Source organism: Micromonospora sp. AKA38, assembly GCF_027925725.1.
Taxonomy (GTDB): domain Bacteria; phylum Actinomycetota; class Actinomycetes; order Mycobacteriales; family Micromonosporaceae; genus Micromonospora.
This window is the reverse complement of the sequence record NZ_BNEI01000005.1, coordinates 1132709-1147614: the sequence shown is the minus strand read 5'-3', so window position 1 is coordinate 1147614 and position 14906 is coordinate 1132709. Positions and strand designations below refer to the sequence as shown.

The following is a 14906-nucleotide window of genomic DNA, read 5'->3' as shown; positions in this document are numbered from 1 at the left end:
ACGCCGGCACCCGGCCCGTCACCGTGAGTGGACGCTACTGAGCGCTGACCTGCGACCCAACCCCTACGGACCCCTCATTCACCGTCCCCGGCAGGTGTCCGAGCCGGGCCGACGGACCGTCAGCGGAGCTGCCCGGCGAGCGCCGGGAGGATGGCCCGGGGCCGGCCCGCCGGGGTGGCGCGGCGACGCCACTCGCGGGGATAGCCGACGGACACCTCCTCGAAGCGGACGCCGTCGTAGCGGGTGCTGCGCGGAATGTGCAGGTGCCCGTAGACGGCGACGCGGGCGTCGTAGTGCAGGTGCCAGTCGGCGGTGAGGTCGGTGCCGCACCACTGGGCGAACTCGGGGTGGCGCAGGATCCGGGTCGGCTCGCGGACCAGCGGGTAGTGGTTGACCAGCACGGTGGGCAGGCCGTTGCGCTCGGCGTCCAGCCGCCGTTCGGTGCGGATGACCCGGGCCCGGCACCACGCGTCCCGGCTCGGGTACGGGTCCGGGTGCAGCAGGATCTCGTCCGTGCACACCACCCCGGTCTCGTACGCCAACGCCAGCGCCTGGGCCCGGTTGTAGGTGCCCGGTGGCCGCCACGAGTGGTCGTACCCGACGAACAGCGGCACCACCAGCACCGGGTCGCCGTCGGCGTCCCACACCGGGTAGGGATCCTCGGGCGTGAGCACGCCGAGCCGCCGGCACAGCGCCACCAGGTGCCGGTAGCGGGCCTCGCCGCGCAACTGCACCGGGTCGTCGCGGGGCGTCCACAGCTCGTGGTTGCCGGGCGCCCACACCACCCGGGCGAAGCGCCGGGCGAGCAGGCCGAGCGCCCATTCGACGTCGTGCAGGTACTCGCCGACGTCCCCGGCGACGATCAGCCAGTCGTCGTCGCCGTCGGGGCGCAGCCGCTCGACCAGCTCACGGTTCTCGGCGTACCCGACGTGCAGGTCGCTGATGGCGAGCAGCCGGCCACCCCTAGCCCTGTCCGCACCCCTAGCTCCGGCACCGGTCACGACTTGCCGAACTCTCGCTGGATGATGGCGAAGATGTCGTCCTCACCGGCGTCGGCCAGGTCGTCGGCGACCGGGGCGGCGGCCGGCGGCGCGGCGTCACCCCGCCAGCGGGACAGCAGCTCCTCCAGCCGCTGGGTGACCTGCGCGTCACGCCGCTCGTCCGGCACCGCGTCGAGCAGCCGTGCCAGGCGGTCGATCTCGGCGGTGACGCCGTCCGCCCCGGGCCGCAGTTCCCGGCCCAGGTGCTCGGCGAGCGCGGCCGGGGTGGGGTGGTCGAAGACCAGCGTGGTGGGCAGCGCCAGGCCGGTTGCGGCGGTGAGCCGGTTGCGCAGCTCGACCGCGGTGAGCGAGTCGAAGCCGAGGTCCAGGAAACCGCGTCCGGCCCGGACCGTGGCCGGGGTGCGGTGTCCGAGCACGGTGGCGGCTTCGGCGCGTACCAGGTCGAGCAGGATCCGGTCCCGTTCGGTCGGGCCGGCGGCGGCGAGGCGGTCGCGCAGCGCCGCCGGGGCGTCCGCGTCGGTCGCCGGGGTGCCGGCGCGGTCGGCGGTGGCCTCCGGAATGCCGGTGAGCAGCGGGCTGGGCCGGCGGGCGGTGAACGAGGCGGCGAACCGCTCCCAGTCGACGTCGGCGACGACCACGGCGGTGTCGTCCCGGTCGAGCGCGCCCTGGAGGGCGGTCACCGCGAGGTCCGGGTCGAGCGCGGGCAGGCCGCGTCGGGCGAGCTGGTCCCGCTGTTCGCCCTGGGCCATGCCGGCGCCGGCCCACGGTCCCCAGGCCACGGCGGTGCCGGCCGCGCCGCGGGCACGTCGCCGGGCGACGAGCCCGTCGAGGTACGCGTTCGCGGCGGCGTAGCCGGCCTGCCCGGCGGAGCCCCACACGCCGGCGATGGAGGAGAACACCACGAACGCGTCCACGTCCGGCAGCAGCGCGTCCAGGTTCGCCGCGCCGTCGACCTTGGCGCGCAGCACGTCGGCGAGTTCCGCGCCGGTCATCGCGGCGAGCGGGGTGGCCTGGGCGGCGCCGGCGGCGTGCACGACGGCGCGGACCGGTTCGGCGGCCAGCCCGTCGAGCAGTCCGGCCAGCCCGGCCCGGTCGGCCACGTCACACGCCACCACCGTCACCCGCACCCCACCGGCACCCAGACGCTCGACCAACTCCGCCGCACCCGGCGCGTCCGGCCCACGCCGGCTCGTCAACACCACATGCTCGGCACCGCTGCCGGCCGCCCACTGCGCGACCCGCGCACCCAACGCACCCGTACCACCGGTCACCAACACCGTCCCGGAAAGGCGGAACTCCCGCCGCACCGCATCACCAGAAGCCCGCACCAACCGCCGGGCGAAGACTCCCGACGACCGCACCGCCACCTGATCCTCACCACCACCGGCCAACACGCCACACACCCGACGCACCGCCCGGTCATCCAGCACAGCCGGCAAATCCACCAGACCACCCCAACGGCCCGGCTCCTCCAACCCCGCCACCCGGCCGAGCCCCCAGGTCCCGGCCGCGATCGGATCAACCGGCCCGTCCGTGGCACCCACCGCCACCGCACCCCGCGTCACCCACCACACCGGACCGGAGAGGCCGGCTTCCGTGGCGGCCTGCACGGTGGCCAGTGCCGCGCCGGCACCGGCGCCGCCGAGCGCGAGCAGCGACACCATCCCGGCGGCCGGGTCGGTGTCGCGCAGCGCCTTGGCGAGCAGTTCCCGGTCGTCGTCCGGCCCGTCCAGCCGGACCGGCCGTACGCTCGCGCCGGCCGAGGTCATCCCGTCGGTCAGGGCCGCGACCAGCGCGTCGTCGATGCCGGCGTACGGCATCAGCAGCAGCCACGTCCCGGTCAGCGTCGCGGTCGGCTCGGGTACGCCCGACCAGTCGACCCGGTAGCGCCACGAGTCGGCGGTGGCGCGTCGGCGGCCGGCGGTCCGCCAACGGGCGAGTGCCGGCAGCAGTTCGGCGACCGGCCGCTCGGTGCGGAACTCCGGGTCGAGGGCGGTGAGGTCGGCCTGTTCGACGGCGGCCCAGAACTCGGCGTCCGTCTCGCCGCTTCCGCCCGGCGACGGTTGCGGGGTGTCCTCCTCGGAGAGCCAGTACCGGGTGCGCTGGAAGGCGTAGGTGGGCAGGTCGACGATGGCCGGACGTCGCCCGTCGCGGGTGAACCAGGCCGCCCAGTCCACCGATGTGCCGGTCACGTGCAACCGAGCCACCGCCGTGGTCAGCGCGGTGACCTCGTCCTGGTCCCGCCGCAACGCGGGAATGTGGTGCACCGGCCGGTCGACCGGGGTGTCCGCGGCCATCGCCGTCAACGTCGCGTCCGGGCCCACCTCCAGGAACGTGGACACACCCAACTCGTGCAACGTGGCCACCCCGTCGGCGAACCGCACCGCCTCCCGCACGTGCCGCACCCAGTAGTCCGGTGCCGCGATCTCGGCGGGGTCGGCGAGCCGCCCGGTCAGGTTCGACACGATCGGCAGACGCGGGGCCTGCCAGTCCACACCACTGATCGCGGCCCGGAACCCGTCCAGCATCGGCTCCATCAACCGCGAATGGAACGCGTGACTGACCGTGAGCCGCTTCACCCGCCAACCCCTGGCGGCGCACTCCCCCGCGACCCGGTCCAGATCCTCGACCGCGCCGGAGAGCACCACCGACGACGGCCCGTTCACCGCCGCCACATCCACCCCGAAACCAGGAACCGCCCCCAGGCCGACTCCCGACTCCGCACCGCCGCCGCCGGACGCCAGCAGCTTCCGGATCTGGGACTCCGACGCGCCCACCGCCAACATCCCGCCACCGGCCGGCAATCCCTGCATCAACGACCCACGCGCCGCCACCAACACACACGCATCCGCCAACGACAACACACCCGCCACATGAGCGGCCGTCACCTCACCGATCGAATGCCCCGCCACGTAGTCGGCGGCCACCCCCCACGACGACAGCAGCTCCCACAACGCCACCTCCACCGCGAACAACCCGGCCTGCGTGTAGACCGTCTGGTGCAACAGCTCACCGCCGTCGAACACAATCTCCCGCACCGGCCGATCCAGGCGACCCTCGAACCCGGCACACACCCGATCGAACGCATCCGCGAACACCGGAAACGCCCCGTACAACTCCCGACCCATACCGGCCCGCTGCGCACCCTGACCGGTGAACAACACCGCCCGACGCCCGGACGACGCCTCGCCGGTCGCCACGCCGGGCGCGGACGCATCCTCCGCGACGGCCGACAGGCCGGCCAGCAGCGCGTCCCGGTCCGCACCGACCACCGCCGCCCGGTGCGTCAACCCGGCCCGTGCGGTCGCCAACGAGAAGCCGACCTCGACCGGCGACACCTCGGGGTGCCGCCGCAGGTGGTCGCGCAATCGAACCGCCTGGCCCGCCAGGGCCTCCGCCGACCGGCCCGACACCAGCCACGGCACGACCGGCACCGCGACGGCGGCACGAGCCTGCTCGGCCTCGACCGACGGTGGCTCCTCAAGGATCACGTGGGCGTTGGTGCCGGAGATGCCGAACGAGGACACCGCCGCGCGGCGCGGCCGGTCCACCGCCGGCCAGGGACGCGCCGACGTGACGAGGTCCACCGCACCGGCCGACCAGTCCACCTTCGACGACGGTCGGTCGACGTGCAGCGTGGCCGGCACCACGCCGTGCCGCAGGGCGAGGACCGCCTTGATGACGCTTGCCGCGCCGGCCGCCGCCTGGATGTGCCCGATGTTGGACTTGATCGAGCCCAACAGCAGCGGTTCGGTGCGGTCCTGCCCGTACGTGGCCAGCAACGCCTGCGCCTCGATCGGGTCACCCAACGTGGTGCCGGTGCCGTGCGCCTCCACCACGTCCACGTCGGCGGTGGTGAGGCGCGCCGAGGCGAGCGCGGCCCGGATGACGCGCTGCTGGGCGGGCCCGTTCGGCGCGGTGAGCCCGTTCGAGGCGCCGTCGGAGTTGACCGCCGAGCCACGCAACACGGCGAGGATCCGCCGGCCGTCGCGCTGGGCGTCGGAGAGTCGTTGCACCAGCAGCACGCCGACGCCCTCACCCCAGCCGGTGCCGTCGGCGCCCTCGGCGAACGACCGGCACCGCCCGTCAGCGGCGAGCCCGCCCTGCCGGGAGAACTCGACGAAGGTGGCCGGCGAGGCCATCACGGTCACGCCGCCGGCCAGCGCCAGCGTGCACTCCCCGCTGCGCAGCGACTGGGCGGCCAGGTGCAGCGCGACAAGCGACGACGAGCAGGCCGAGTCCACGGTCACCGCCGGGCCTTCGAGGCCGAGCGCGTACGCCACCCGGCCGGACAGCACGCTGGTGGCGGTGCCGGTGAGCAGGTGCCCGCCGACGTCCTGGTCGCGGCCCATCGCGGTCGAGGCGTACCCCTGGAAGCTGGCGCCGGCGAAGACGCCGACGCGTTCCCCGCGCAGCCGGGCCGGGTCGATGCCGGCCGACTCGACCGCCTCCCACGACGTCTCCAGCAGCAGCCGCTGCTGGGGGTCCATCGCGAGGGCCTCGCGGGGGGAGATGCCGAAGAAGTCGGCGTCGAACGCCGCCGCGTCGTAGACGAACCCGCCCTGCCGGGGGAACGAGGTGTCGGAGAGGCGGCCGGCGAGGAACCGGTCCCAGCCCCGGTCGAGCGGGAAGTCGGCGATGCCGTCCCGTCCGGCGGCGAGCAGCTCCCACAGTTCGTCCGGGCCGGTCACGCCGCCGGGGAGGCGGCACGCCATGCCGACGACGACGATCGGGTCACCGTCGACCGCGACGGTGGCGCCGGGCGTCTCGGTGTCCGCCGGCTCCCCGGTCAGCGTGGCGGCCAGGTACGCGGCCAGGGCGGCCGGGGTCGGCTGGTCGAAGACGAGCGTGCTCGGCAGCGTCAGGCCGGTCTCGGCGGTGAGCCGGTTCCGCAGCTCGACGGCGGTGAGCGAGTCGAAGCCCTGCTGCTGGAACGCCCGGTCCGCGGCCACCGCGTCGGCGGCCGGATGGCCGAGCACCGCCGCGGCCTGGGTCCGGACCAGGTCGAGCAGGTGGCCGGCGCGTTCGGCGGGGGTGAGCGTGGCGAGCCGGCGGGCGAGCGGGGACGGGCCCTCGCCGGGGGTGGCCTGGGCGGGCCGGGCCTCGGGGAGTTCGTCGAGCAGCGGGCTGGGGCGCAGCGCGGTGAACGCGGCGGCGAACCGCTCCCAGTCGACGTCGGCGACGACCACCGCGCTGTCGTCCCGGTCGAGCGCGGCCTGAAGGGCGGTCACCGCCAGGTCCGGGTCGAGCGCGGGCAGGCCGCGTCGGGCCAGGTGCTCCCGCGCCTCGCCGCCTTCCGCCATGCCGCCACCGGCCCACGGTCCCCACGCCACGGCGGTGCCGGCCGCGCCACGAGCACGTCGCCGGGCGACGAGCCCGTCGAGATACGCGTTCGCGGCGGCGTAGCCGGCCTGCCCGGCGGAGCCCCACACCCCGGCGATGGAGGAGAACACCACGAACGCGTCCACGTCCGGCAGCAACGCGTCCAGGTTCGCCGCGCCGTCGACCTTGGCGCGCAGCACGTCGCGCAGCTCGTCGGCGGTGACGTCGACAAGCGGGGTGAACTGCGGTGCGCCGGCGGCGTGCACGACGGCGCGAACCGGCTCGGCGGCCAGGCCGTCGAGCAGCCCGGCCAGCGCGGCCCGGTCGGCCACGTCACACGCCGCCACCGTCACCCGTACCCCACCGGCACCCAGACGCTCGACCAACTCCGCCGCACCCGGCGCGTCCGGCCCACGCCGGCTCGTCAACACCACATGCTCGGCACCGGTACCGGCCGCCCACTGCGCGACCCGCGCACCCAACGCACCCGTACCACCGGTCACCAACACCGTCCCGGAGAACCGGAACTCCCGCCGCACCGGATCATCCGTGGCCCGCACCAACCGCCGGGCGAACACCCCCGACGACCGCACCGCCACCTGATCCTCACCACCACCGGCCAACACGCCACACACCCGCCGCACCGCCCGGTCATCCAGCACAACCGGCAGATCCACCAGACCACCCCAACGGCCCGGCACCTCCAACCCCGCCACGCGGCCGAGCCCCCAGGCCCCCGCCGCGATCGGATCGGTTTCGGTGTCCGTGGCGCTCACCGCGACCGCGCCCCGGGTCAGCCACCACAGCCGGCCGGTGACGTCGCTGTCGGCGAACGCCTGCACCGTGGCCAGTGCCGCCCCGGGCTGCGGGTCGAGCAGCGTCAGCACCCCGGCGACGTCGCCGCCGGTGGCGGCGGCGCGGAGCCGGTCGGCCGTCTCCCGCCGATCGGTGGGCGCGTCGAGCACCACCGGCACGACGTGGGCGCCGTGCGTGGCCAGGCCGGCGACCAGCGGGTGATCGACCTGGTCGGCCGTGGTCAACACCAGCCACGTCCCGGTCAGGCCGGTCGGGGGTACGGAGGCCAGTGGCCGCCACTCCACCCGGTAGCGCCAGGAGTCGACGGTGGCGCGGTCCCGTCCGGCCCGCCGCCAACGGGCCAACGCCGGCAGCAGGTCCCGCAGCGGCTGGTCGGCGGTGAGCCGTAGCTCGTCGCCGAGGCCGGTGAGGTCCTCCCGTTCCACCGCCGCCCAGAACCGGTCGTCGAGGTCGCCACCGCCGGTCCGGGTGATGGGCGCGGTCTCCGGCCAGTACCGGGTGCGCTGGAACGCGTAGGTGGGCAGGTCGACGATGGCGGTCCGCCGCCCGCCGCGGGTGAACCAGGCCGCCCAGTCCACCGGTGTGCCGGTCACGTGCAGCCGAGCCACCGCCGTGGTCAGCGCGGTGACCTCGTCCTGGTCGCGCCGCAACGCGGGAATGTGGTGCACCGGCCGGTCGACCGGGGTGTCGGCGGCCATCGCCGTCAACGTCGCGTCCGGACCGACCTCCAGGAACGTGGACACACCCAACTCGTGCAACGTGGCCACCCCGTCGGCGAACCGCACCGCCTCCCGGACGTGCCGCACCCAGTAGTCCGGACCGGCGATCTCGGCGGGGTCGGCGAGCCGGCCGGTCAGATTCGACACGATCGGCAGACGCGGGGCCTGCCAGTCCAGACCACTGATCGCGGCCCGGAACCCGGCCAGCATCGGCTCCATCAACCGCGAGTGGAACGCGTGACTGACCGTGAGCCGCTTGACCCGCCAACCCCGCTCCGCGCACTCCCCCGCGATCCGGTCCAGGTCCTCCACCGGCCCGGACAGCACCACCGACGACGGCCCGTTCACCGCCGCCACATCCACCCCGGAACCAGGAACCGCCCCCAGGCCGACTCCCGACTCCGCACCACCATCGCCGACGCCGGACGACAGCAACTCCCGGACCTGCGGCTCCGACGCGCCCACCGCCAGCATTCCGCCACCGACCGGCAACGCCTGCATCAACGACCCACGCGCCGCCACCAACACACACGCATCCGCAAGCGACAACACCCCTGCCACATGGGCGGCGGTCACCTCACCGATCGAATGCCCGGCGAGGAGGTCAACCGTCACACCCCACGACGACAGCAGCTCCCACAACGCCACCTCGACCGCGAACAGACCCGCCTGCGCGTAGACGGTCTGGTGCACCAGCTCACCGCCGTCGAACACCACCTCCCGCACCGGCCGGTCCAAGCGACCCTCGAACCCGGCGCACACCCGATCGAACGCGTCCGCGAACACCGGAAACGCCGCATACAGCTCCCGACCCATGCCGGCGCGCTGCGCACCCTGACCGGTGAACAACACCGCCCGCCGGCCCGACAGATCCGCCCCGGTCACCACACCCGGGGCGGCATGCCCGTCGGCCAACGCGGACAGGCCGGTGAGCAGCGACTCCCGGTCCGGAGCGACGACGGCCGCCCGATGCTCCAACACGGCGCGCGTGGCGACCAGCGACCAGCCGACCTCGGTCGGTGTCACCTCGGCGTGCTCGCGCAGGTGGTCGAGCAGCCGGGCCGCCTGCCCGGCGAGCGCCGGGGCCGAACGGGCCGACAGCAGCCACGGCGTGACCGGCAGCGGGGCGACCGCGTCCGGCGTGGGTGCGTCGTCGACCGGCGTGGGCGCTTCCAGGATCACGTGGGCGTTGGTGCCGGAGATGCCGAACGAGGACACCGCCGCGCGGCGCGGCCGGTCCACCGCCGGCCAGGGACGCGCCGACGTGACGAGGTCCACCGCCCCGGCCGACCAGTCCACCTTGGACGAGGGTGCGTCCACGTGCAGCGTGGCCGGCACCACGCCGTGCCGCATGGCCAGGACCGCCTTGATGATCCCGGCGACGCCGGCAGCGGCCTGGGTGTGTCCCAGGTTCGACTTCACCGACCCCAGCAGCAACGGCTCGGCCCGCTCCTGCCCGTACGTGGCCAGCAGCGCCTGCGCCTCGATCGGGTCACCCAGCGTCGTGCCGGTGCCGTGCGCCTCCACCACGTCCACCTCGGCGGCGGACAGTCGGGCGTCGGCGAGCGCGGCCCGGATGACCCGCTGTTGGGCGGGCCCGTTGGGGGCGGTCAACCCGTTGGACGCGCCGTCCTGGTTCACCGCCGAACCCCGCAGCACGGCGAGGACCCGTCGGCCGTCCCGCTGGGCGTCGGAGAGTCGTTGCACCAGCAGCACACCGACGCCCTCACCCCAGCCGGTGCCGTCGGCGCCCTCGGCGAACGACCGGCACCGCCCGTCGGCGGCGAGCCCGCCCTGCCGGGAGAACTCGACGAACGCGCCGGGGGTGGCCATCACGGTCACCCCACCGGCGAGCGCCAGGTCGCATTCGCCGGCGCGCAGCGACTGGGCGGCGAGGTGCAGCGCGACCAGCGACGACGAGCAGGCGGTGTCCACGGTCAGCGCCGGCCCTTCGAGGCCGAGCGCGTACGACACGCGGCCGGAGAGCACGCTGGCGGAGGCGCCGGTCGCGCCGTAACCGGCGAGGTGTTCGCCGCCGTACCGGATGAGGTGGTCGAAGTCCTGTCCGTTGGTGCCGGCGAAGACGCCGACCCGGCTGCCGCGCAACGAGGACGGGTCGATCCGGGCGTCCTCGATCGCCGCCCAGGACGTTTCCAGCAGCAGCCGCTGCTGCGGGTCCGTGGCGACGGCCTCGCGGGGCGAGATGCCGAAGAACTGTGCGTCGAACGCGCCGGCGTCGTCCAGGAACGCGCCCCGGGTGACGTCCGGCGGCAGCCCGGCCAGGTCCCAGTGCCGGTCGCGCGGCAGGTCGGTCATGGCGTCGACGCCGTCGGCGAGCATCCGCCAGAACTCCGCCGGGGAGGCGGCCCCGGCGGGGAAGCGGCAGCCCATGCCGACGATGACGATCGGGTCGTCGTCGACCGGGCGTACCGCCGTGGTGGTGGTCCCGGCGGGCCCGCCGGCCAGCTCGGCGCGCAGGTGGGCGGCGAGGGCCTCGGGGTTGGGATGGTCGAACGCCAGCGTGGCGGGCAGCGTGAGTCCGGTCGCGGCGTCGAGCCGGTTGCGCAGCTCGACGGCGGTGAGGGAGGTGAAGCCGAGGTCCCGGAACGCGCGCCGGTGCGGCACCTGGTCGGCGCCGCCGTGTCCGAGGACGGCGGCGATCTCGCTGCGGACCAGCTCGCCGAGGGCGTCCTGCTGTTCGGCCGGGGTGCGGCCGGCGAGCCGACGCCGCAGCGCGGCGGAACGGTCCTCCTCGGCGGCGACGGGGGTGGTGGTGAGCAGGTCGCCGAGCAGGGGGTCGGGTCGCTGGCCGGGGGCGGCGGCGATCCGGTCCCAGTCGACGTCGGCGACGACGAGGTGGGTCTCGTCGCGGTCGAGCGCCCGGTGGAACGCGCGGATCGCGCGGTCGGGGTCCATCGCGCGGACGCCGCCACGGGCCATCCGGCGTTCGAACTCGCCGGCGCTGACGCCGCCCTCGGCCCAGAGCCCCCAGGCGACGGCGGTGGCGGGCAGCCCTTCGGCGCGGCGGCGGTGGGCGAGCGCGTCGAGCCAGGCGTTTCCGGGCGCGTAGTTGCCCTGGCCGGGGCCGGCCATGGTGCCGGCGAGGGAGGAGAAGAGCACGAACGCGGTGACGTCGTGGTCGCGGGTCAGCTCGTCGAGGTGGCGGGCCGCGTCGACCTTGGCGCGCAGCGCGGTGGCCATCCGGTCGACGGTGAGCGCGTCGGTGACGGTGTCGTCGAGGGCGGCGGCGGTGTGCACGACGGTGCGCAGCGGCGCGTCGGCGGGGACGGCGGCGAGGAGGTCGCGCAGCGCGTCCCGGTCGGCGGCGTCGCAGGCCGCGATCGTGACGCGGGCGCCCTGGGCGGTCAGTTCGTCGCGCAGCTCGGCCGCGCCGGGCGCGTGGGGGCCGCGCCGGCTGATCAGCAGCAGGTGCGCGACGCCGGCGGCGGCGAGGGCCCGGGCGACGTGCGCGCCGAGCGCGCCGGTGCCGCCGGTGACGAGCGCGGTGCCGCGCGGGGTCCAGCTCCGCGGCGCGGCGGCGGGTCGGGTGTCCCGGACCAGCCGTCGGGTGTACGCGCCGGCCGCGCGTACCGCCACCTGGTCCTCGGCCGGCTCGCCGCCGAGCAGCCGGCGCAACCGGGGTACGGCGCGCGGGTCGGGCGTCGGCGGCAGGTCGACGAGGCCACCCCAGCGGTACGGGTGTTCGGCGCGCAGTGCGCCGCCGAGTCCCCAGAGCAGCGCCTGGTCGGGGTCGACGGCCGGGTCGGTGGGGTCGACGGCGACGGCGTCGCGGGTGGCGACCCAGAGCCGGGCGGTGCTGCCGGCGTCGCCGAGCGCCTGCGCGAGCGTGACCGTGCCGGCGAGCCCGGCGGGCACGGAGACGCTGTCCGGGTGGGTGCCGGTGGCCAGGCCGAGCAGCGACAGCACGGTCCCGGCCGGCGGCGAGGCGGTGAGTTCCCGGGCCAGTTCGGCGCGACCGTGACCGGCCGGCACGGTCAGGAGCCGGACGCCCGGCCCGGTCAGCGTGTCGACCCACCGCCGGCCCGCCTCGTCCACCTCGGCCGGTACGACGAGAAGCAGGTCACCGGCGTCGGGCCCGGTGGGGTCCGGCAGTGGCTGCCAGGTGACCCGGTAGTGCCAGGAGTCGAGCGTGGCTTCGCTTTCCCGGCGGCGTCGCCACGCGGAGAGCGCGGGCAGCACGTCGGCGAGCGGCGTGTCGGGGTCGACGGCGAGCGCGGCGGCGAGGCCGTCCACGTCCTCGTTCTCGATCACCTGCCAGAACGCCGTGTCGTCGCCGGGGTCGCCGCCGTGGTGGCGGGTGCGGGCGTCGAGCCAGTAGCGCTGGTGTTGGAACGCGTAGGTGGGCAGGTCGACGGTGGCCGGACGGCGCCCGTCGCGGGTGAACCAGGCCGCCCAGTCCACCGACGTCCCGGCCACGTGCAACCGAGCCACCGCCGTGGTCAGCGCGGTGACCTCGTCCTGGTCCCGCCGCAACGCGGGAATGTGGTGCACCGGCCGGTCGACCGGGGTGTCCGCGGCCATCGCCGTCAACGTCGCGTCCGGACCCACCTCCAGGAACGTGGACACACCCAACTCGTGCAACGTGGCCACCCCGTCGGCGAACCGCACCGCCTCCCGCACGTGCCGCACCCAGTAGTCCGGACCGGCGATCTCCGCCGGATCGGCGAGCCGACCGGTCAGGTTCGACACGATCGGCAGACGCGGGGCCTGCCAGTCCAAACCGGCGATCGCGGCCCGGAACCCGTCCAGCATCGGCTCCATCAACCGCGAATGGAACGCGTGACTGACCGTGAGCCGCTTCACCCGCCAACCCCTGGCGGCGCACTCCCCCGCGATCCGATCCAGATCCTCGACCGCGCCGGAGAGCACCACCGACGACGGCCCGTTCACCGCCGCCACATCCACACCGGCCGCCAACGCCCGGACCTGCGGTTCCGACGCGCCCACCGCCAACATCCCGCCGCCGGCCGGCAACGCCTGCATCAACGCACCCCGCGCGGCCACCAGAGCACACGCGTCCGCCAACGACAGCACACCCGCCACATGCGCGGCGGTCACCTCACCGATCGAATGCCCGCCGAGGAAGTCGGCCGTCACGCCCCACGAGGAGAGCAGCTCCCACAACGCCACCTCCACCGCGAACAGGCCCGCCTGCGTGTGAACCGTCTGATCGAGCAGGTCACCGCCGTCGAACACCACGTCCCGCAACGGCCGGCCCAAGCGACCCTCGAAACCGGCGCACACCCGATCGAACGCGTCCGCGAAGACCGGAAACGCCTCGTACAACTCCCGGCCCATGCCGGCGCGCTGCGCGCCCTGACCGGTGAACAGCACGGCCCGCCGGCCCGGCGACGCCTCGCCGGTCACCACGCCGGCCGCCGACGCACCGTCGGCGAGCGCGGACAGGCCGGTGAGCAACGACGCGCGGTCCGGGCCGAGCACCACCGCGCGGTGTTCCAGGGCGGCGCGGGTCGTCGCGAGCGACCAGCCCACCTCGGCCGGGGGCAGCTCGGCGTGCGCCCGCAGGTGGTCGGCCAGCCGTGCGGCCTGGCCGGCGAGGGCCGCCGTCGACCGCGCTGACAGCACCCACGGGGTGGTCGGTGGCAACCCGGCCGGCGGCGTCTCCGGCGACGGCTCGGGTTCCGGGGCCTCGATGATGACGTGGGCGTTGGTGCCGGAGATGCCGAACGACGACACCGCCGCCCGACGCGGCCGGTCCACCGCCGGCCACTGACGCGCCGACGTGACGAGCTCCACCGCGCCGGCCGACCAGTCGACGTGGGAGGAGGGGGCGTCGACGTGGATGGTCTGCGGCACGAGTCCGTGCCGCATGGCGAGGACCATCTTGATGATCCCGGCGACCCCGGCGGCGGCCTGGGTGTGGCCCAGGTTCGACTTCACCGACCCGAGCAGCAACGGCTCGGCCCGCTCCTGCCCGTACGTGGCCAGCAGCGCCTGCGCCTCGATCGGGTCACCCAGTTTGGTGCCGGTGCCGTGTGCCTCCACCACGTCCACCTCGACCGGTGACAGGCGCGCCGAGGCGAGGGCCGCCCGGATCACCCGCTGCTGGGCGGGCCCGTTCGGCGCGGTCAAACCGTTCGACGCGCCGTCCTGGTTCACCGCCGATCCGCGTACCACGGCGAGGACGCGGTGGCCGTGGCGGCGGGCGTCGGAGAGGCGTTCCAGCAGCAGCACGCCGACGCCCTCGGACCAGCCGGTGCCGTCGGCGCTGTCGGCGAACGACTTGCACCGGCCGTCCGGGGCGAGGCCGCGTTGCCGGCTGAAGTCGACGAACGTCTCCAGCGTGGTCATCACGGTGACGCCGCCCGCGAGGGCCAGCGCGGATTCGCCGGAGCGCAGCGACTGCACGGCCAGGTGCAGCGCGACGAGCGACGACGAGCAGGCGGTGTCGACGGTGAGCGCCGGGCCCTCCAGGCCGAGCGTGTAGGCGACCCGGCCGGAGAGCACGCTGCTGGCGGTGCCGCCGCCGATGAACCCGTCGACCGTGTCGGGCACCTCGTCGAGCCCGGCCGCGTAGTTGTGGTACATCATGCCGGCGAACACGCCGACCCGGTTGCCGCGCAGCGACAGCGGGTCGATCCGGGCGTCCTCGATCGCCGTCCAGGACGCCTCCAGCATGAGCCGCTGCTGCGGGTCCATGGCCAGCGCCTCGTACGGGGAGATGGTGAACAGCTCCGGGTCGAAGTTCCCGGCGTCGTGCAGGAAGCCGCCTTCCCGGGCGTACGTGCTGCCCCGCCGCTCCCCGGTCGGGTCGTACGCCCGCTCGGTGTCCCAGCCCCGGTCGGTGGGGAAGCCGGTGATGCCGTCGCCGCCGGCGGCGACCAGCTCCCACAACTGCTCGGGGGTGCGGACGCCGCCCGGGTAGCGGCAGCTCATCCCGATGATGGCGATCGGTTCGTGGTCCTTGGCGTCGGCCGCCCTCAGCCGTTCGCTGGTCTCGTGCAGGTCGGCGGTGACGCGCTTGAGGTACTCACGGAGCTTGGCTTCGTTCGCCATCGGGTATTCA

2 protein-coding genes are annotated in these 14906 nt (G+C 75.0%); both read right to left on the bottom strand.

Translation table 11 applies throughout. The features are described from left to right. Nucleotides 1-119: 119 nt before the first annotated feature. Nucleotides 120-1001, bottom strand: coding sequence for a metallophosphoesterase family protein (locus tag TPA0908_RS22480; RefSeq protein WP_281940961.1), 882 nt, complete (start codon nt 999-1001; stop codon nt 120-122). Continuing rightward, nucleotides 998-14896: a type I polyketide synthase gene (locus TPA0908_RS22475; protein WP_281940959.1), complete on the bottom strand. Its 13899-nt coding sequence runs from the start codon at nt 14894-14896 to the stop codon at nt 998-1000. The genes TPA0908_RS22480 and TPA0908_RS22475 overlap by 4 nt, the downstream gene beginning before the upstream one ends. Nucleotides 14897-14906 lie beyond the last annotated feature (10 nt).